Annotated in this window: 15 protein-coding genes; 10 read left to right on the top strand and 5 right to left on the bottom strand. The window is 66.9% G+C overall.

All coding sequences use genetic code 11. The annotated features are described in order from the left end of the window. Window positions 1-139: 139 nt before the first annotated feature. A complete protein-coding gene (locus tag VG556_RS19285; protein WP_014646824.1) occupies window positions 140-1,636 on the bottom strand; it encodes an aminotransferase class III-fold pyridoxal phosphate-dependent enzyme in 1,497 nt (498 codons plus the stop codon). Window positions 1,637-1,845: 209 nt separating this feature from the next. On the opposite strand from VG556_RS19285, the gene queA reads away from it, so the two are divergent. The 6 genes from queA (at window position 1,846) to fabV (ending at window position 9,503) form a co-directional block, all read left to right on the top strand. Then, complete coding sequence (gene queA / locus VG556_RS19280; protein ID WP_014646825.1) at window positions 1,846-2,913, top strand: tRNA preQ1(34) S-adenosylmethionine ribosyltransferase-isomerase QueA; 1,068 nt, start codon at window positions 1,846-1,848, stop codon at window positions 2,911-2,913. 96 nt (window positions 2,914-3,009) lie between these two features. Then, entirely contained in the window at window positions 3,010-4,140 is a 1,131-nt protein-coding gene (gene tgt / locus VG556_RS19275) for a tRNA guanosine(34) transglycosylase Tgt (protein ID WP_014646826.1), read from the top strand. A 133-nt stretch (window positions 4,141-4,273) separates the two neighbouring features. Then, on the top strand, window positions 4,274-4,618 hold the full coding sequence (gene yajC / locus VG556_RS19270) for a preprotein translocase subunit YajC (protein ID WP_014036867.1): 345 nt from the start codon (window positions 4,274-4,276) through the stop codon (window positions 4,616-4,618). A gap of 61 nt (window positions 4,619-4,679) precedes the next feature. Continuing rightward, window positions 4,680-6,536 carry a protein translocase subunit SecD gene (gene secD, locus VG556_RS19265; protein ID WP_162292850.1) on the top strand — a complete coding sequence of 619 codons (1,857 nt, stop codon included), beginning with the start codon at window positions 4,680-4,682 and terminating at the stop codon, window positions 6,534-6,536. 16 nt (window positions 6,537-6,552) lie between these two features. Next, window positions 6,553-7,533 (top strand): protein translocase subunit SecF, encoded by a 981-nt coding sequence (gene secF, locus VG556_RS19260; protein ID WP_014646828.1) that lies wholly within the window; start codon window positions 6,553-6,555, stop codon window positions 7,531-7,533. Window positions 7,534-8,243: 710 nt separating this feature from the next. Then, the gene (fabV, locus tag VG556_RS19255; RefSeq protein ID WP_100449887.1) at window positions 8,244-9,503 is read left to right on the top strand and encodes an enoyl-ACP reductase FabV; all 1,260 of its coding nucleotides are present in this window, start codon (window positions 8,244-8,246) and stop codon (window positions 9,501-9,503) included. Window positions 9,504-9,617: 114 nt separating this feature from the next. Here the strand turns inward: fabV and VG556_RS19250 are convergent, their stop codons facing one another. The 3 genes from VG556_RS19250 to VG556_RS19240 all read right to left on the bottom strand — a co-directional run bounded on the left by VG556_RS19250 (window position 9,618) and on the right by VG556_RS19240 (window position 13,508). Next, window positions 9,618-11,687: an EAL domain-containing response regulator gene (locus VG556_RS19250; protein WP_100449993.1), complete on the bottom strand. Its 2,070-nt coding sequence runs from the start codon at window positions 11,685-11,687 to the stop codon at window positions 9,618-9,620. 91 nt (window positions 11,688-11,778) lie between these two features. Further along, window positions 11,779-12,963 (bottom strand): NAD(P)/FAD-dependent oxidoreductase, encoded by a 1,185-nt coding sequence (locus VG556_RS19245; RefSeq protein WP_100449888.1) that lies wholly within the window; start codon window positions 12,961-12,963, stop codon window positions 11,779-11,781. Next, the gene (locus VG556_RS19240) at window positions 12,960-13,508 is read right to left on the bottom strand and encodes a YaeQ family protein (RefSeq protein WP_014646832.1); all 549 of its coding nucleotides are present in this window, start codon (window positions 13,506-13,508) and stop codon (window positions 12,960-12,962) included. Before VG556_RS19240 ends, VG556_RS19245 begins: the two co-directional genes overlap by 4 nt. Window positions 13,509-13,632: 124 nt before the next feature. Between VG556_RS19240 and VG556_RS19235 the strand changes: the two genes are divergently transcribed. Then, a complete protein-coding gene (locus VG556_RS19235; RefSeq protein ID WP_069117158.1) occupies window positions 13,633-14,502 on the top strand; it encodes a pseudouridine synthase in 870 nt (289 codons plus the stop codon). A gap of 13 nt (window positions 14,503-14,515) precedes the next feature. On the opposite strand, the gene VG556_RS19230 is transcribed toward VG556_RS19235, so the two are convergent. Further along, window positions 14,516-15,004, bottom strand: a complete 489-nt coding sequence (locus VG556_RS19230) for a YaiI/YqxD family protein (protein ID WP_049404194.1) — start codon at window positions 15,002-15,004, stop codon at window positions 14,516-14,518. Between the two features lie 303 nt (window positions 15,005-15,307). Between VG556_RS19230 and VG556_RS19225 the strand changes: the two genes are divergently transcribed. The 3 genes from VG556_RS19225 (at window position 15,308) to VG556_RS19215 (ending at window position 17,993) form a co-directional block, all read left to right on the top strand. Beyond that, window positions 15,308-15,517, top strand: a complete 210-nt coding sequence (locus VG556_RS19225) for a cold-shock protein (protein ID WP_005416210.1) — start codon at window positions 15,308-15,310, stop codon at window positions 15,515-15,517. A gap of 188 nt (window positions 15,518-15,705) precedes the next feature. After that, window positions 15,706-16,395: a glutathione S-transferase family protein gene (locus VG556_RS19220; protein WP_014646835.1), complete on the top strand. Its 690-nt coding sequence runs from the start codon at window positions 15,706-15,708 to the stop codon at window positions 16,393-16,395. A 32-nt stretch (window positions 16,396-16,427) separates the two neighbouring features. Beyond that, window positions 16,428-17,993 (top strand): protein adenylyltransferase SelO, encoded by a 1,566-nt coding sequence (locus tag VG556_RS19215; RefSeq protein ID WP_100449889.1) that lies wholly within the window; start codon window positions 16,428-16,430, stop codon window positions 17,991-17,993. Window positions 17,994-18,254 lie beyond the last annotated feature (261 nt).

The following is an 18,254-nucleotide window of genomic DNA, read 5'->3' as shown; positions in this document are numbered from 1 at the left end:
CGGTCAGGGACGGGGTGTCGGTGGATTATGAGGCCTTGACAGGCCTTCTGTAGAGCCGAGCCACGCTCGGCTGCGCTTCGTTCAGATCGCGGCAAAGGCTGAGTCGAGCATGGCTCGACTCTACAAACGCCAAGCAGGCTTACGCGGCAGCCGCCTGTTCGCGACGCGGGCCTTCACGCAGGGCGCGGCCCACCATGCCGACCAGCAGGTCCAGCTCATCGCTGTCCATGCCGAAGTGCGGGGTGAAGCGCAGCGAATTCTCGCCGCCGTGGATCACGTTGATGCCGTGCTGGCGCAGCCATTCCTCGGTGGAATTGGCGCCGTAGCACTTGAACTGCGGGGCCAGCTCGCAGGAGAACAGCAGGCCGGTGCCCTGCACCTTGGTGATCAGACCGCCCAGTTCGCTCTTGAGCTGTTCCAGCTTGCGCACGGCCTCGGCACCGCGTTCGGCGATGTTGGCACGCACCTGCGGGGTCAGCTGCGCCAGGGTGGCACAGGCCACGTCCAGCGCGCGTGGGTTGCTGGTCATGGTGTTGCCGTAGATGCCCTTGCGGTACAGCTGCGCGGCGTGCTCGGTCACCGCCAGCACCGACAGCGGGTACTGCGCGGCGTTGAGCGCCTTGGAGTAGGTTTCCATGTCCGGCGGGTCCAGGCCTTCGAAGCCCGGGTAATCGACCACCGACAGCACGCCATGCGCGCGCAGGCCAGCCTGGATCGAGTCCAGCAGCAGCAGGCTGCCGTGCGCACGGGTCAGCTCACGGGCCACGGCATAGAACGCCGGCGGCACCGAACGGCCCGGGTCGCCTTCGCCCATTACCGGTTCCAGGAACACCGCCTCGATGAACCACTGGTTGCGTGCGGCGTCCTCGAACACCTTGCGCAGGCCGGCCTCGTCGTACGGCGCCACGGTGATCACCGAATCCTCGCCGCGGTAGCTGGCCAGGTGCTGCATGTAGCTCTTGCGGCTGGAATCGGAATACAGGGCGGGGCGGTCGGTACGGCCATGGAAGCTGCCCTTGACCACCACGCGCTTGATCGTGGCACCGGCGTGGCGCGCGCCCGGGTCGGTCTGCAGCTTGGCGTTGACGTCGGCGATGCGCGCGGCCAGGCCAACCGCCTCGGAGCCGGAATTCAGGCACATGAAGCGCGCGAACGGGCAGCCGCCACGGCGGTGGCCGATCTCGGCGCGCAGGGCCGTGATGAAGCGCTGCTGCGACAGGCTGGGGGTCATGATGTTGGCCATCACCTGTGGGCGTGCCATCGCCTCCAGCACGGCATCCGGGGTGTGCCCGAAGCCGAGCATGCCGTAGCCGCCGGCGTCGTACAGCACCGCGCCCTTCAGGGTGACCACCCAGGGGCCACGCGCGGCCAGCGCCACGTACGGGGTCACTGCATCATCGGCGTAGAAATTGACGAAGCCGTCCTGCATCGCGTCGATCTGCGCCTGTTCGTCCTGCGCCAGCAGCGGCCCCAGGTCGGCCTGCACGCGCGCGAACTCCTCGGCGGCGGCATCCACTGCGGCGATCAGCTGCGGGTGGCGGACGGACAGGGCGGTCAGGGTGGCGTCGTCCAGGCCGGTGGTGAGGCGGGTGCCGGGCTGGGTGCGCAGGGGGGCGAGGCGTTCGATGAAGCTCATTGCAGATCTCCTGAAACGATGGGTCGCACGGGCCTTCAAAAGCAAAACGCGCGTCAACGCGCGCTTGGGGGCAGGCTCGTGCAGCGGACTTCCGACTCGATGCTAGCACTTGTTTTTTTGCGCGATAACCCCGCAAAAACCTGCTGCATAGCAGCATTTTGCGCGACGTTCGACGCGAAGCACGCCGGCTCGCAGACGCTGGACGTACAATGCGCGCCATTGTCGACCTGTTGCCGCCCACTGCCTTGAAGAAGTCCGATTTCAACTACGACCTGCCGGCCGAACTGATCGCGCAGGCGCCCCTGGCCGAGCGTTCCGCCAGCCGCCTGCTGCTGGTGCCGCAAGCCCCCGCTGCGTTCACCGACCTGCAGGTGCGTGACCTTCCGTCGCTGCTGCAGCCGGGCGACCTGCTGGTGTTCAACGACACCCGGGTGATCCCGGCGCGCCTGTTCGGGCAGAAGGCCAGCGGCGGCCGCGTGGAGATCCTGATCGAGCGCTTGCTCGGCGGCCAGCAGGCCCGTGCCCAGGTCGGCGCCAGCAAGTCGCCGAAGGCCGGCAGCCGCATCGCGCTGGATGCCGGTGGCGAAGCCGAGGTGCTGGGCCGCGATGGCGAGTTCTACGTGCTGCAGTTCCACGTGCCCGAGTCGCTGGAGCAGTGGCTGCTGCATGCCGGCCGCCTGCCGCTGCCGCCGTACATCCAGCGCGAGCCGGGCGTGGACGACCGCGAGCGCTACCAGACCGTGTTCGCGCGTGAAGTGGGCGCGGTGGCGGCACCGACCGCGGGCCTGCATTTCGACGAACCGTTGCTGGCCGCACTGAAGGAAAAGGGCGTGGAGTTCGGCCACGTCACCCTGCACGTGGGCGCGGGCACCTTCCAGCCGGTGCGTGCCGAAGACCTGAAGGACCACGTGATGCACCGCGAGTGGCTGAATGTCGGTGCAGAACTGGTGCAGCAGGTGCGGCGCACGCGCGCCGCCGGCGGCCGCGTGATCGGCGTCGGCACCACCGTGGTGCGCGCGCTGGAAAGCGCAATGCGTGATGGCGAGCTGCTGCCGTTCGCCGGCGAGACGCAGATCTTCATCACCCCCGGCTACCGCATCCGCAGCGTGGACGCGATGGTGACCAACTTCCACCTGCCGGAAAGCACGCTGCTGATGATGATCTCCGCGTTTGCCGGCAAGGAGCGCGTGTTCGAGGCCTACCAGCACGCGATCGAGCAGCGCTACCGCTTCTTCAGCTACGGCGACGCGATGCTGCTGTTCCCGCAGGCGGGGTAGCGCCCCGGGAGGGCAGGGGCCCCATGTGGGTGCGCACCTTGGTGCGCACGCCTTCTTGGGAGACAATAGGCAACTATTTGCCCCAATGACCGCTCCATGTCCCGACTGCAGTTCCAGCTCCAGACCCGCGACGGCCGTGCCCGCCGTGGCCGCCTGACCTTCCCGCGTGGCACGGTGGAAACGCCGGCCTTCATGCCGGTGGGGACCTATGGCTCGGTCAAGGGCATCCTGCCGGACCAGGTGCGCGCGCTGGGCGCCGAGATCATCCTCGGCAATACCTTCCACCTGTACCTGCGCCCGGGCCTGGACATCATCGCCGACCACGGCGGCCTGCACGGCTTCTGCCGCTGGGATGGCCCGATCCTGACCGACTCCGGCGGCTTCCAGGTGTTCTCGCTGGCGCACCGCCGCAAGATCACCGAGCAGGGCGTGACCTTCGCCTCGCCGACCGACGGCGCACGGGTCTTCCTCGGTCCCGAGGAGAGCATGAAGATCCAGAAGGTGCTCGATTCGGACATCGTGATGATCTTCGACGAATGCACCCCGTACCCGGCCACCGAGGACGTTGCCCGCCGTTCGATGGAGTTGAGCCTGCGCTGGGCGCAGCGCAGCCGCAACGCGCATGACGAACTGGGCAACGACGCGGCCCTGTTCGGCATCGTCCAGGGCGGCGTGCATACCGACCTGCGCAGCCGCTCGGCCGATGCCCTGCAGGCGATCGGCTTCGACGGCTACGCCATCGGCGGCCTGGCCGTGGGCGAGCCGGAGCACGAGCGCAACGCCATGCTCGACCACCTGGACCCGGAGCTGCCGGGCGACCGCCCGCGCTACCTGATGGGCGTGGGCCGGCCGGAGGACCTGGTCGAGGGTGTCGCACGTGGCGTGGACATGTTCGATTGCGTGATGCCGACCCGCAACGCCCGCAACGGCCACTATTTCACCTCGTTCGGCACCGTCCGCATCCGCAACTCCCAGTACGCGCGCGACATGGACCCGATCGAGCCGGGTTGTGGCTGCGTGGCCTGCACCGGCGGCTACACCCGTTCCTACCTGCGCCACCTGGACCGCTGCAACGAGATGCTGGCGCCGATGCTGGGCACCCTGCACAACCTGTTCTACTACGAAAAGCTGATGGCCGACATCCGCGCGGCGATCGAGGCGGGAACCTTCCTGGCCTTCCGTGAGTCCTTCTACGCGGCACGCGGGGCGGTGGCCCCGCCGCTGTAACCCGAACGCCCCCTGCCAAACGGCCCAAGGACGAACGCCCGGGGCCGTGGCATACTTCAAGGCTGACCCAGATCCGCGGTCGACACCCCCGTCCCTGAAGGGACGGGAGCGCCGCCCAACCAAAGGACCAACGATGAACCTGCTTGCTTTCCTGATTCCCGCCGCCCACGCCCAGGCCGCCGGCGGCCAACCGCAGGGCATGGGCCTGACCACGCTGCTGTTCCCGATCATCCTGATCGCCATCATGTACTTCCTGATGATCCGCCCGCAGATGAAGCGGCAGAAGGAACACAAGTCCATGCTGGAGAAGATCAAGCGTGGCGACGAAGTGCTGACCAACGGTGGCATCGCCGGCAAGGTCACCGACATCGGCGACAACTTCATCACCATCGAAGTGGCCGAGAACGTGCGCATCCGCGTGCAGAAGGGCGCTGTCGGCAGCGTGCTGCCGACCGGCACCCTGGATTCGGCCAAGTAAGCCACTCCCTTTCCGAAGCACAACCGCGGCGCCGGGGATGGCGCCGCGCGGGACCCAAGCAATGCTCGAATTTCCACGCTGGAAGTACGTCGTCATCCTGATCGTACTGGCGCTCAGTGCGCTGTACGCGCTGCCCAACATCTACCAGAAGGACCCGGCCATCCAGATCACCGCCAACCGTGGCGGGCAGATCGACGATGCGCTGCGCGACCGTGTGCTGGCCGACCTGAAGAAGGCCGGGGTCACTGCCATCGGTGCCGAAAAGGAAGGGGAAAGCCTGATCGTCCGTCTGCCGGACCTGAAGTCGCAGTCTGCGGCCAGCGATGCCCTGCGCGACACCGTCGGCGAGAAGTACACGGTGGCCCTGAACCTGGCCTCGACCGTGCCGGACTGGCTGGCCCGGCTGGGCGGTCGCCCGATGGTGCTCGGCCTGGACCTTCAGGGTGGCGTGCACTTCGTGCTGCAGGTCGACCAGAAGGCCGCCCTCGACAAGCGCCTGGATGCCTACACCGAAGACGTGCGCAGCACCCTGCGTGACGCCCGCATCGCCTACCAGTCGGTGGAACGCCGCGCGGACAACAGCATCGTGGCCAACCTGAGCCCGTCCGCCGGCGATGACGCCGCGCAGCGTGCCCGTACCGCCCTGGTCAAGGCGCAGCCGACCCTCGGCTACGACGTCAGCGGCAACCGCATCACGGTCACCGTGCCGGAGACCGAGATCACGCAGATCGCCAACGGCGCCATCGAGCAGAACATCAACACCCTGCGCAACCGCGTGAACCAGCTCGGCGTGGCCGAGCCGATCATCCAGCGCCAGGGTGCCGACCGTGTGGTCGTGCAGCTGCCGGGCGTGCAGGACACCGCCGAAGCCAAGCGCATGATCGGCGCCACCGCCACCCTGGAGTACCGCGCGGTGGTCGAGGGCAATGCGCAGGACGCCATCAATTCCGGCCGCATCCCGCCGGAAGCGAAGGTCTACCAGCAGCGTGATGGCCGCGGCCCGATCCTGCTGAACAAGCGCGTGATCGTCACCGGTGACCAGATGGTCGGCGCGCAGGCGGTGACCGATTCGAACAGTGGCTCCCCGGCCGTCAGCGTGACGCTGAACAATGTCGGCGGCCAGCGCATGTTCGACTTCACCAGCGCCAACGTGAACAAGCCGATGGCGGTGGTCTACACCGAACGCGTGCCGACCGTGACCGTCGTCGACGGCCAGGAAGTGCGTGGCTTCAAGGTCAACGAGGAAGTGATCTCGGTGGCCAACATCAACGGCGTGTTCGGCAAGAACTTCCAGACCACCGGCCTGCAGAAGAAGGAAGCCGAGGACCTGGCCAAGCTGCTGAAGTCCGGCTCGCTGGCCGCGCCGATGGACTTCGTCGAAGAGCGCGTGGTCGGCCCGAGCCTGGGCGCCGAGAACGTCAAGAACGGCATGCGCGCGGTGGTGTTCGCGTTCCTGTTCACCCTGGTGTTCTTCAGCATCTACTACCGCATGTTCGGTGTGATCACCTCGGCGGCGATGCTGTTCAACCTGCTGATCGTGGTGGCGGTGATGTCGCTGTTCGGCGCCACCATGACCCTGCCGGGCTTCGCCGGCCTGGCGTTGTCGGTGGGCCTGTCGGTGGACGCCAACGTGCTGATCAACGAGCGTATCCGTGAAGAACTGCGCGCCGGCGTGCCGGGCAAGACCGCGATCGTGACCGGTTACGAGCGTGCCTCGGGCACCATCCTCGACGCCAACCTGACCGGCCTGATCGTCGGCGTGGCGCTGTTCGCATTCGGTACCGGTCCGCTGAAGGGCTTCGCGCTGACCATGATCATCGGTATTTTCGCCTCCATGTTCACTGCGATCACCGTGTCGCGTGCGCTGGCGACGCTGATCTACGGCCGTCGCAAGAAGCTCCAGAACGTGGCCATCTGACGGGACGACACGCACAATGAAACTGTTTCCGCTGCACATCCTCCCGAACGACACCAAGATCGACTTCATGCGCTGGCGCCATGTCGCCATGGCAGTCACCATCGTGGTGTTCCTGGCCTCGGTCGCCATCATCGGCATCAAGGGCTTCAACTACGCACTGGACTTCACCGGCGGCACCCTGATCGAAACGCGTTTCGAGAAGGCCGTGGACGTCGAGCAGGTCCGCGCCAAGCTGGAGCAGAACGGCTTCGACGGTGCCCAGGTGCAGAGCGTCGGTGGCAATACCGACCTGCTGATCCGCCTGGCGCCGCACGGCGAGCATGCGCCGGGCACCGGTGATGCCGCTGCCGAGGATAAGGCCACCGCCGCGGCCGTGGTGAAGGTGCTGTCCAGCGCCGACAACCAGGCCACGGTGATGAGTACCGCATTCGTCGGCCCGCAGATCGGCAAGGACCTGGCGAAGAACGGCCTGTACGCCACCATCTTCATGCTGGCCGGCTTCCTGATCTACATCGCGGTGCGCTTCGAATGGAAGTTCGCGGTCACCGCCAGCATCGTGGCGATGTTCGACCTGATCGTGACGGTCGCCTACGTGTCCCTGCTGGGCCGTGAGTTCGACCTGACCGTGCTGGCCGGCCTGCTGTCGGTGATGGGCTTTGCGATCAACGACATCATCGTGGTGTTCGACCGCGTCCGCGAGAACTTCCGCAGCCTGCGCGTGGACTCGATGGAGGTGCTGAACCGTTCGATCAACCAGACGCTGTCGCGTACGGTGATCACCGCGGTGATGTTCTTCCTGTCGGCGCTTGCCCTGTACCTGTACGGCGGTGCGTCGATGGAAGGCCTGGCCGAGACGCACATGATCGGTGCGGTGATCGTGGTGCTGTCCTCGATCCTGGTCGCGGTGCCGATGCTGACGATCGGCTTCCTGCGCGTCAGCAAGCAGGACCTGCTGCCGAAGGCGAAGGACGTCGAGGCCCTGGCCCGTCGCCCGTAAGCATCTGCTGCATGCGGCACACAGAGAACCCCGCGCAAGCGGGGTTTTTTGTGTGCAGGGCTTGCAGCCCTGCACCCACGGTAGTGCCGGCCGCTGGCCGGCAACAGCAACAGCAACAGAGTGCATTCCGTGGTTGGGCGGGACGGTGTCGGAGTGCGGGGACGCCGCAAGTACGTCCGTGTAGGCTTGGCAGCCGCATCCATGCGGCTGACACCCCGCACTCCGACACCGCCCCGCCTCTGACAGATTCCTGCGGCTGTTGGTAGGTGTCGACCTTGGTCGACACATCTGTCAGATATCGATAATCAAATTGGAATCAGATCTACCGTGTCGACCAAGATCGACACCCACCAGAGAAGAGTGCTGTCCCGACAGGTCGCGGAAATCTGTCGAAGGCGGGGTGGGTCCGGTTGCGGGGGTGTCCGCGGCATGGATGCCGCGGCCAAGCCCCCAGGGACGGGTTTACGGCGTCCCCCGCAACCGGACCCGCCCCGCCAGCCCACGGATAGCCCGCCGTTGCTGTTGCCGGCCAGCGGCCGGCACTACCGCGTGTGCAGGGTGCAGCCCTGCAAAGAGAAACCCCACCCTACGCCAGCGTCGGTTGTGCAATCGTCCCCCGCGCACTACGATCCTGCGGTTCGCGCGCGCAGGCGCGCGCCCGTATTCCTGCTGAGCGCCCCGTGCGCCGCATCTGCCAACCCGAGGTATCCATGGTCATCAAACCGCGCGTCCGCGGCTTCATCTGCGTCACCACCCACCCGACCGGCTGCGAGGCCGCGGTCAAGCAGCAGATCGACTACATCCGCGCGCGCCCACCGATCCAGAACGGTCCCAAGCGGGTGCTGGTGATCGGTGCGTCGACCGGCTACGGCCTGGCCGCGCGCATCACCGCTGCCTTTGGCAGTGGCGCCGCCACCCTCGGCATCTTCTTCGAACGGCCGGGCAGCGAGACCAAGCCGGGCACGGCGGGCTGGTACAACTCGGCTGCGTTCCACAAGTACGCCGACGAAGCCGGCCTGTATGCCAAGAGCATCAACGGCGATGCCTTCTCCGATGAAGTGAAGGCGAAGACCATCGAAATGATCAAGGCCGATCTCGGCCAGGTCGACCAGGTTGTCTACAGCCTGGCGGCGCCGCGCCGCAAGCATCCGAAGACCGGCGAGATCATCAGCTCCTCGCTGAAGCCGATCGGCGAGCCGATCACCCTGCGTGGCCTGGATACCGACAAGGAAGTGCTGACCGAGACCCACCTGCAGCCGGCTACCCCGGAAGAGATCGCCGGTACCGTCGCGGTGATGGGCGGTGAAGACTGGCAGATGTGGATCGACGCGCTCGCCGATGCCGGCGTGCTGGCCAACGGCTGCACCACCACCGCCTTCACCTACGTGGGCGAAGAGATCACCCAGGCAATCTACTGGAATGGCTCGATCGGTGCGGCCAAGAAGGACCTGGACACCAAGGTGCTGGGCCTGCGCGAGAAGCTGGCCAAGATCGGTGGCGATGCACGCGTATCGGTGCTGAAGGCGGTGGTGACCCAGGCCAGCTCGGCCATTCCGACCATGCCGCTGTACCTGTCGCTGCTGTTCAAGGCGATGAAGGAAAAGGGCACCCACGAAGGCTGCATCGAACAGCTGGACGTGCTGTACGACATCCTCTACGGCGGCAAGGCCGACGGCGTGGCGATCGATCGCCTGCGCCACGACCTGGTCGATGGCGATGGCCGCACCGTTGCGCTGATCGATGAGGAAGGCCGCCTGCGCGCCGATTACAAGGAAATGGCCGCAGATGTGCAGGGCAGGGTGGTCGCGCTGTGGCCGCAGGTGACCAACGAGAACCTGTACGAGATCAGCGACCTGGCCGGCTACAAGGCCGACTTCCTGCGCCTGTTCGGCTTCGGCGTGGAGGGCGTGGACTACGAGGCCGACGTCAATCCGGACGTGAAGATCGAAAATCTGGTCGACATGACCTGATCAACGAAAAGGCCGGCGAACGCCGGCCTTCTCGTTTGTGTAGAGCCGAGCCATGCTCGGCTGCTCTTCGCTTGAGTCCCGCAGCCGAGCGTGGCTCGGCTCTACAGAGAGGCGTCACCCGAACTCGAAGCCCATCTCCGGCAGCGCCGGGCCGACGAAGTCGCCCTGCACGTAATCCACGCCGGCACTGAACAGCAGCGTCATCGAGTTGGCATCGCTGACGAACTCGGCAATGGTGCGGATACCCGCTTCCTGTGCGCGCGCGGTGATCTGGCTGATGCGGTCGATGTTCTCGCGCGTGGCGGCCAGGTCGCTGGTGAAGCCCCGGTCCAGCTTGAGGAACTGCGGCTGGAAGTGGGCCAGCAGCTGGAATGAATCCAGCCCCGAACCGAACTGCTCCAGGCCGATGCGGCAGCCCAGCGGCGCCACTTCGGCTAGGAACTGCTGCGCACTGCGCAGGTGGGTGAAAACCTTCGCTTCCGGCGCATGCAGCCACAGCCGTTCGCCGGGCACGCCCTGTGCCTGCAGTTCGCGGCGCAGCGTGGCGATCATCTGCGGGTCCTCGAACGATTCCGGCGTCACCTTCACCAGCACCTGGGTGGCGTTGCCTTCGCGTGCCCGCTGGCCGAGCACCGCGATGGCCTGCGAGACCACCCAGCGGTTGATGTCGGCCAGCAGGCCGTGTTCCTCGGCGATGCCCAGGAACGCGGTCGGGCTCAGCAGCTCGCCATTGTTCTCCAGGCGCAGGTAGGCCTCGTACAGCTCCAGTGGCTCGCCCTGCAGGTTCAGCACCGGCTGGTAGTGCAGCTGGAAGCCGTCGCCAGACAGCGCCTCGCGGATGCGCGCAACCCAGCGCTGTACGCGTTCTTCCTCGACACGGTCGGCGGCAGCCGGGTCGAAGATGCGGCAGGTGTTGCCCAGTTCGGCGGCGGCCTGGGTGCAGTCGCTGGCGCGCGCCAGCACCTGGCCGATGCTGGCGATCTTCTCGCCCACCTGCACGCCACCGATGCTGACCGTCACCGTGGCCGAGCGTGCGCCGATGCTGAAGACATGTGCGGCATAGGCTTCGCGGATGCGCTCGGCCAGCGCCACGGTCTGCGCGTAGGGCCCGGCCTGCAGCACGGCGAAATTGTGTTCGCCGAAGCGGGCCAGTTGCGCGTCCTCGCCGACCACCTCGGCCAGCAGGGCGGCGAGAGCGCCGATCAGGATGTCGGCCGATGCCAGGCCGATATCCGGCAGCAGGCGCGCGTAGTGGTCAGGCTCGATCAGCAGCAGGCCGAACTGACCCTCGCTGCGCCCGGCCTGGGCCACCGCGCTTTCCAGCTGCAGCATGAAGGTCGGGCGATTGAGCAGGCCGGTGACCTGGTCGCGCTGGCGCAGGTCCTCGACCTCGCGTGCCAGCTCGGGGTCGAACTCCATGCGGCGGCGGAGCACCACCTGCAGGCAGGACTCGCCCTCGTAGGTGGCCGCGGCAAATTCCATCGTCGCCGGGAAGGAACTGCCGTCCTCGTGGCGCGCGTCGAGCTGGTACTGCGGCGGCGGCACCTCGCCACGGCTGAGGCCTTTGAGCAGCTGTTTGAAGCCCTCCACGTGCTGGGCGGCGACCATGTCCAGCAGCGAAATGCCTTCGATGTCCTCGAAATGCTCGTAGCCGAACATCTCCAGATAGGCGTCGTTGGCGCGGATGTGCATGCCTTCATGCACATAGGCGATGGGGTCGCGCGAGGAGGCGATCAGCGCGTCGCAGCGGCGCTCGGTCTCGCGCATCTGCGCCTCGATCCGGCGCAGGCCGCGACGCGCCTGCAGGTCGACCCACTGGTCGCGGACCACGGCGAGCAGATGCTCGGGGCGCTGGCGCAGGGCGAGGGCGCGGATGCCATGGCTGCTGGCCTGCACCAGTTCGTCCTCGTCGATGCGCTCGGCCAGCAGCACCAGCGGGATGTCCTTGCCGCTGGCGGCGATGTGCTGGGCCGCCAGCTGCAGCGGGATGCCCTGCGAAGGCGAGGCCAGCACCAGGTCGATGGCCTGGCTGGCCAGCACCTGGGCCAGCTCGGCCGCATCCTGCGGGCGCCACGGACGTACCGCGATGCCGCTGTTGCGCAGGGTGCTGACGATGGCTTCGGCATTCTCGCCGCTGTCATCGACGATCAGCAGGCGGATGGTGATGTCGTTCGCGTTCTGCATGCACTGCTCCCCAATCTGCGAATCTAGATACACGATGCGCGGCGAACCGTCCATGCGCGCACCCCTGGCGCGCGTCGAACGGCGAAGTGGTTCACACCACGCCGCCCGCTGCGTGGCCGCTGGCCCAGGCCCATTGGAAGTTGTAGCCGCCCAGCCAGCCGGTCACGTCCAGCACCTCGCCAACGAAGTGCAGGCCGGGCACGCGCTTGGATTCCATCGTCGAGGATGACACTTCGGCGGTGTCCACGCCGCCCAGGGTGACCTCGGCGGTGCGGTAGCCTTCGGTGCCGCTGGCCACCAGCGGGAATGCGCCCAGCAGCTGCGCGACCTGGCGCAGCACCGGCTCGTCCAGCTGGCGCACGGGCCGGTCGGGCAGCCAGTGCTCGCACAGGCGTTGCGCCAGCCGCTTCGGCAGTACCTCGCCCAGCACCGTGCGCAGCTCGGCGGCCGGGCGGTCGCGCTTCATCTGGCGCAACCACTCGCCGGCATCCTGGCCCGGCAACAGGTCCAGCTCCAGCGCATCGCCGGGCTGCCAGAACGACGAAATCTGCAGGATGGCCGGGCCGCTTACGCCACGGTGGGTCAGCAGCATGAAGTTCTGGAAACTCTTTCCGTTGCAGCGCGCCTCGATCGGCAGTGCGACGCCGCTGAGGTCGGCCAGCCGCTCCTGGTGCTTGCCGCTGAGGGTCAACGGCACCAGCCCGGCGCGGGTCGGCAGTACCTGGTGGCCGAACTGGCGGGCCACCTCATAGCCAAAACCGCTGGCCCCCATGCTGGGAATCGACAGGCCACCGGTGGCAACCACCAGCGAGGCGCAATGGAACAGGCCCTGGGTGGTGTGCACGCGGAAACCATCGCTGCCGTGCTCGATGCGCTGCACGCTGCAGTCGGTACGGATCTGTACGCCGGCCGCCTGGCACTCGTCCACCAGCATCTTCACGATCTGCTTGGACGAGATATCGCAGAACAGCTGCCCCAGTTCCTTTTCGTGATAGGCGATGCCGTGCTTGTGCACCAGCTCGATGAAATGCCAGGGCGTGTAGCGGGCCAGCGCCGACTTGCAGAAGTGCGGGTTGGCCGACAGGAAGTTGGCCGGGGTGGTGCCGGTGTTGGTGAAGTTGCAGCGGCCACCGCCGGACATCAGGATCTTCTTGCCGACCTTGTTGGCATGGTCGATCACCTGCACCTGGCGGCCGCGCTGGCCGGCAATGATCGCGGTCATCAGCCCGGCTGCGCCGGCACCGATGACCACCACATCGCAACGGATGGTGCTCATGCCTTGGCGCGCTTGCGCCAGTCCGGGATCACGTCGAGCTGGATCTGGTCGTTGAGCAGCTGCACTTCGCCGTCCTGGATCAGCACGCTCCAACGCATGGCACGCTGGATCTGCTGGCCCCAGCGCTCGACGAATTCGCCGTCCAGAGCGACCACCGAAAGATTGTCGAAGCGCGCCAGGCCCTTGCCCTGCTTGCTCCACCAGATCTCCGAGGCGTTGCCGCCGTAGTTGACCACCTGCACCTGGCGGCTGCGATTGCTGGCCTTGCGGATGCGCGATTCGTCCGGATGGCCCAGGTCGATCCACTGCAGGATGTCGCCGGTGTAGTCGTGTTCCCACAGATCGGGCTCGTCATCGGTACTCAGGCCGCGGCCGAACTCCAGGCGATCGCCGGCGTTCAGCGCGAAGGCGAGCAGGCGCACCATCAGGCGCTCGTCGGTCTCGGACGGATGCTGGGCCAGGGTCAGGTTGTGGGTCGCGTAGTAGCCGCGATCCATGTCGCTGATCTGCAGTTCGGCCTTGCGGATGGTGGCGGTAAGAGCCATGGGGGATCCGTGGACTAAAGAGGACAATGATAGAGGTTTGCTCCGGGGGTGTCCGTGGCCGGACTGTCTGCGCACCGTCAACGGTGGCACTCTTGCGCTCTTTCCCGTGGCCGGAGTGGACGCCATGAGCTTGCCCAGCCGGTTGCAGCTGCCGCCCGGCCCCTGGGCCACCCTGCTGGATGGCCTGTGTGCACGTTTTCCGCGCATCGCGCGCGCGCAATGGCAGGATCGCTTCGCGCGCGGCCGCGTGCTGGACGCACAGGGCAGGGCGCTCACCGCGGACATGCCCTGGCAGGTCGGGCTGGACATCCAGTACTTCCGCGAGGTGGCCGACGAACCGGTGATCCCCTTCACCGAAACCATCGTCCATCTGGATGCGCACCTGCTGGTGGCCGACAAGCCGCATTTCCTGCCGGTGACACCGGCGGGCGGGCATGTACGCGAGACGCTGCTGGCGCGGCTGGTCGCCCGCACCGGCAATGCCGATCTGGTGCCGCTGCACCGGCTGGATCGGCTGACGGCCGGGTTGGTGCTGTTCTCGACCCAGCGTGCGTCGCGCGATGCTTACCAGCGCCTGTTCCGTGAGCGGCGCATCGAAAAGACCTATGAGGCCTTGGCACCGGCGCTGCCTGGGCGGGAGTTTCCGCTGCAGCGGGACAGCCGCCTGGTGCCGGGCGAGCCGTTCTTCCGCATGGCCGAAGTCCCCGGCGAGGCCAATGCGCGCAGCCGGATCGAGCTGATCGAGGCCGAAGGGCCGATCTGGCGCTACCGGCTGCTGCCGGAAACCGGCCGCAAGCATCAGCTGCGCGTGCACATGGCCATGCTGGGGGCGCCGATCATGGGTGACGACCTGTACCCGCAGCTTCGGCAACGGGCACCGGACGTAGCCGAGGCGCCGCTGCAGCTGCTGGCGCGGGCCCTGGCTTTCGATGACCCGTTGAGTGGTGCACGACGGATGTTCAGCAGCGGCCGCAGCCTGAGCCTTCCGGCTTAGGGCGGCCAGGCGCTCAGCGGGCCGGGCGTCGCGCCAGCCAGCGGTCCAGCTCGGCGGCGAACAGCTGCCGGTCGCGGGGGCCCAGGGGCGGCGGTCCGCCGGTCTGGACCCCGGCGCCGCGCAGTTCCTCCATGAAATTGCGCATCGACAGTCGCTCGGCCATGTTGTTCGGTGTGTACAACTGGCCGCGCGGGTTCAGCGCGACGGCCTGCTTCTCCAGCACCAGCGCGGCCAGCGGGATGTCCTGGGTGACCACCAGGTCCCCCGCGGCGACCCGCTCGACGATGGCGCTGTCGGCCACGTCCAGCCCCTGCGGCACCTGGATCGAGCGCAGCCAGCGCGAGGGCGGGGTGCGGATCCACTGGTTGGCGACCAGGGTCAGTTCGATCCCGACCCGTTCAGCCGCACGGAACAGGATGTCGCGGATGACGGTCGGACAGGCGTCCGCATCCACCCAGATGCGGGGAGAGGCGTGTTCAGCGGGGATTTCAGCTTCAGTCATTTACCCAGTGTAGGGTAGGAAAAACCTGAATGGGGACTCGGAGTTAGCCGCGAGAGGCTGCCAACCCTTGTCACGCCTAGCGGGTGACGTATTCCCATGAACGTCGGGGCTATCGCTTTTTGCAGAAAACACGCGTATCGTGCGACCCACTGTGTTTGCTAGGGTCACCGTGAATCGTGGCCTGGTGCAGTTGATCTCACGATCCGCTCATCGATCCGCTTTACCAACGCCTGCAACTCAGTCTCGGCCCCGATACCCGGTGGCTGCGATTTTTTTCAACATGTGTTTCAGGAGTTAGTAAAAATGTCTGAACGTCAGACCGGTACCGTCAAGTGGTTCAACGACGCCAAGGGCTTCGGCTTCATCACCCCGGAAAGCGGCCCGGACCTGTTCGTGCACTTCCGCGCGATCCAGGGCACCGGCTTCAAGACCCTGCAGGAAGGCCAGAAGGTTACCTTCATCGCCGTCCAGGGTCAGAAGGGCATGCAGGCTGACCAGGTGCAGGCGGTCTAATCCGTCTGCTACCGTTGGGTAGCCAGAACGCCGGAAGCGAAAGCTTCCGGCGTTTTTTATTGCCCGCCTTTTTTTTGTAGAGTCGAGCCATGCTGGACTGCGCCCAAAGACAGTCGAGCATGGCTCGACTCTACAAAGGACATGCAGCCGGCGCGGTACGATGCGCGTCTCCCCAAGGGATCACCCCCATGCGCATCGTCCACCATCTGGAAAACTCCCGTTCGCTGCGCGTGCTGTGGATGCTGGAGGAGCTGGGGTTGGACTACGAACTGCGCCGCTATCCGCGCGATCCGAAGACGCTGCTGGCGCCGCCGGAACTGCGCAACGTGCATCCGCTCGGCAAGTCTCCGGTACTGCAGGATGGTGAGCTGGTACTGGCCGAGTCCGGCGCGATCCTCGACTACCTCGCTGACCGTTACGACACGCAACGCCAGCTGTCGCCGTCACCAATGCCGGCCGACGGGGCCGAACGCATCGCTTACCGCTACTGGCTGCACTACGCCGAAGGCTCGGCGATGCCACCGTTGCTGCTGACCCTGGTGATGGGCCGCATACGCAACGCGCCGATGCCGTTCTTCGCGCGCCCGATCGCACGCAGCATTGCCGACAAGGCCGAGCGCGGCTTCATCGGCCCGCAGCGGCGCCTGCACCTGGACTGGATGGAGCGCCGCCTGGCCGAAAGCCCGTGGTTTGCCGGCGAGCGTTTCAGTGCGGCCGACATCCAGATGAGCTTCCCGATCCAGGCCGCTGCCGCGCGCGGTGGTGGCCTGGACGACAAACCGGCACTGCGTGGCTTCCTCAAGCGTATCGGTGAACGCCCGGCCTACCAGCGTGCCGAGGCCCACGGCGGCCACCTGCAGGCGCTCGGCGGCAATTGAGGAAGGCGGCCGTCGCCCTCATCTCCAGCACCATGGATACCGACACTCCCCGTTTCGACAACCGCCTGCTGCACACCCTGCCGGGCGACCCCGAATCCAGCCCGCGCAGGCGCGAAGTGCTGGGCGCTGCCTGGTCGCCCGTGATGCCGACCCCGGTGACGGCGCCCACGCTGTTGGCCTGGGCGCCGGACGTCGCCGAAATGCTTGGCTTCGATACCGCTGAAGTCGAAAGCGAAGGTTTCGCGCAGGTATTCGGCGGCAACGCGCTGTACGCCGGCATGCAACCGTGGGCAGCCAACTACGGTGGCCATCAGTTTGGCCACTGGGCCGGCCAGCTCGGCGACGGGCGTGCGATTTCGCTGGGTGAGCTGGTTGCGCCGGGTGGCCAGCACTGGGAGCTGCAGTTGAAGGGGGCCGGGCCAACGCCGTACTCGCGGGGGGCCGATGGACGGGCAGTGCTGCGCTCATCGATCCGCGAATTCCTGTGCAGCGAGGCGATGCATCACCTTGGCGTGCCGACTACGCGCGCGTTGTCACTGGTCGGCACCGGTGAGGACGTGGTGCGCGACATGTTCTATGACGGCCATCCGCGTGCCGAGCCAGGCGCCATCGTATGCCGGGTCTCGCCGTCGTTCCTGCGCTTCGGTTCGTTCGAACTGCCGGCCTCGCGCGGTGAAACCGCCCTGCTGCAGCAGCTGGTGGATGCCTGCATCGCCCGCGACTTCCCCGAACTGCAAGGGCAGGGCGAGGCGCTGTACGGCGACTGGTTCGCGCAGATCGCGGTGCGCACGGCCGAGATGATCGCGCACTGGATGCGTGTCGGCTTCGTGCACGGCGTGATGAACACCGACAACCTGTCCGTGCTCGGTGTGACGCTGGATTACGGCCCCTATGGCTGGGTCGAGGACTTCGATCCGGACTGGACGCCGAACACCACCGACGCCCAGGGGCGCCGCTACCGCTTCGGCACCCAGCCGCAGGTGGCGTACTGGAACCTGGGCCGATTGGCGCAGGCGCTGTCGCCGCTGTTCGCCGATGTCGCACCGCTGCAGGCAGGCCTGGCGGCTTACCAGTCCACGTTCGTGGCCTGCACGCGTCGCGATGCTGCAGCGAAGCTGGGGCTGGCTGCTGCCGACGGTGATGACCTGCAGCTCTACCAGCGCTGGCAACAGCTGATGCAGGAGGGCGCAATGGACATGACCCTGGCATGGCGCGCACTGATGCGCATCGACCCGGCGGCAGCAGATGCGACGGTTCTGGACGCGGTGTACTACGACGAGGCGCGGCGACAGGCAGTGCAGGCACCGCTGCAGCACTGGCTGCAGGACTACGCAGCGCGCCTGCGCCGCGATCCGCTGGCGGCCAGCGAACGCCAGGCGAAGATGGCAGCGGCCAACCCGCTGTACGTGCTGCGCAACTGGCTGGCCCAGGAAGCGATCGACCGCGCAGAGCAGGGGGATCTCGGCGGCGTCCATGCACTGCAGGACGTGCTGCGCGACCCGTACACCGAGCGTGCCGGCCTGGAACACTTCGCTGGCAAGCGCCCGGCGTGGGCCGACAATCGCGCCGGTTGCTCGATGCTGTCCTGCAGTTCCTGAGGGTGGGTTTCGGCAGGGCTGCGCCCTGCACCTGCGGAGGCCAGATCAACAGCCAGAGCAAAAGCGGATTCCGTGGTTTGGCGGGGCGGTGTCGGAGTGCGGGGACGCTGCAAGTACGTCCCTGTAAGCTTGGCAGCCGCTTGCTCGTGTGCGCTTTCCTGCGCACACGGCAAGACCGGGGTTGGGCGTCCTGCCCAACCCGCCCGAGGCATGCCTCGGGCCCATGCGGCTGACACCCCGCACTCCGACACCGCCCCACCT

Source organism: Stenotrophomonas sp. CASM106, from assembly GCF_049384825.1.
Taxonomy (GTDB): Bacteria; Pseudomonadota; Gammaproteobacteria; order Xanthomonadales; family Xanthomonadaceae; genus Stenotrophomonas; species Stenotrophomonas muris.
Note: the sequence above shows the minus strand (reverse complement) of the source record. Positions and strands in the feature narration are given on the sequence as shown.

Excerpts from the sequence above, each read along its gene's own strand:
- yajC (WP_014036867.1), top strand. The coding sequence starts at position 4,274 with ATGAACCTGCTTGCTTTCCTGATTCCCGCCGCCCACGCCCAGGCCGCC.
- secD (WP_162292850.1), top strand. The coding sequence starts at position 4,680 with ATGCTCGAATTTCCACGCTGGAAGTACGTCGTCATCCTGATCGTACTG.
- VG556_RS19235 (WP_069117158.1), top strand. The coding sequence starts at position 13,633 with ATGAGCTTGCCCAGCCGGTTGCAGCTGCCGCCCGGCCCCTGGGCCACC.
- VG556_RS19215 (WP_100449889.1), top strand. The coding sequence starts at position 16,428 with ATGGATACCGACACTCCCCGTTTCGACAACCGCCTGCTGCACACCCTG.
- queA (WP_014646825.1), top strand. The coding sequence starts at position 1,846 with ATGCGCGCCATTGTCGACCTGTTGCCGCCCACTGCCTTGAAGAAGTCC.
- VG556_RS19245 (WP_100449888.1), bottom strand. The coding sequence starts at position 12,963 with ATGAGCACCATCCGTTGCGATGTGGTGGTCATCGGTGCCGGCGCAGCC.
- VG556_RS19285 (WP_014646824.1), bottom strand. The coding sequence starts at position 1,636 with ATGAGCTTCATCGAACGCCTCGCCCCCCTGCGCACCCAGCCCGGCACC.
- fabV (WP_100449887.1), top strand. The coding sequence starts at position 8,244 with ATGGTCATCAAACCGCGCGTCCGCGGCTTCATCTGCGTCACCACCCAC.
- VG556_RS19250 (WP_100449993.1), bottom strand. The coding sequence starts at position 11,687 with ATGCAGAACGCGAACGACATCACCATCCGCCTGCTGATCGTCGATGAC.
- tgt (WP_014646826.1), top strand. The coding sequence starts at position 3,010 with ATGTCCCGACTGCAGTTCCAGCTCCAGACCCGCGACGGCCGTGCCCGC.
- VG556_RS19240 (WP_014646832.1), bottom strand. The coding sequence starts at position 13,508 with ATGGCTCTTACCGCCACCATCCGCAAGGCCGAACTGCAGATCAGCGAC.
- VG556_RS19230 (WP_049404194.1), bottom strand. The coding sequence starts at position 15,004 with ATGACTGAAGCTGAAATCCCCGCTGAACACGCCTCTCCCCGCATCTGG.
- VG556_RS19225 (WP_005416210.1), top strand. The coding sequence starts at position 15,308 with ATGTCTGAACGTCAGACCGGTACCGTCAAGTGGTTCAACGACGCCAAG.
- secF (WP_014646828.1), top strand. The coding sequence starts at position 6,553 with ATGAAACTGTTTCCGCTGCACATCCTCCCGAACGACACCAAGATCGAC.
- VG556_RS19220 (WP_014646835.1), top strand. The coding sequence starts at position 15,706 with ATGCGCATCGTCCACCATCTGGAAAACTCCCGTTCGCTGCGCGTGCTG.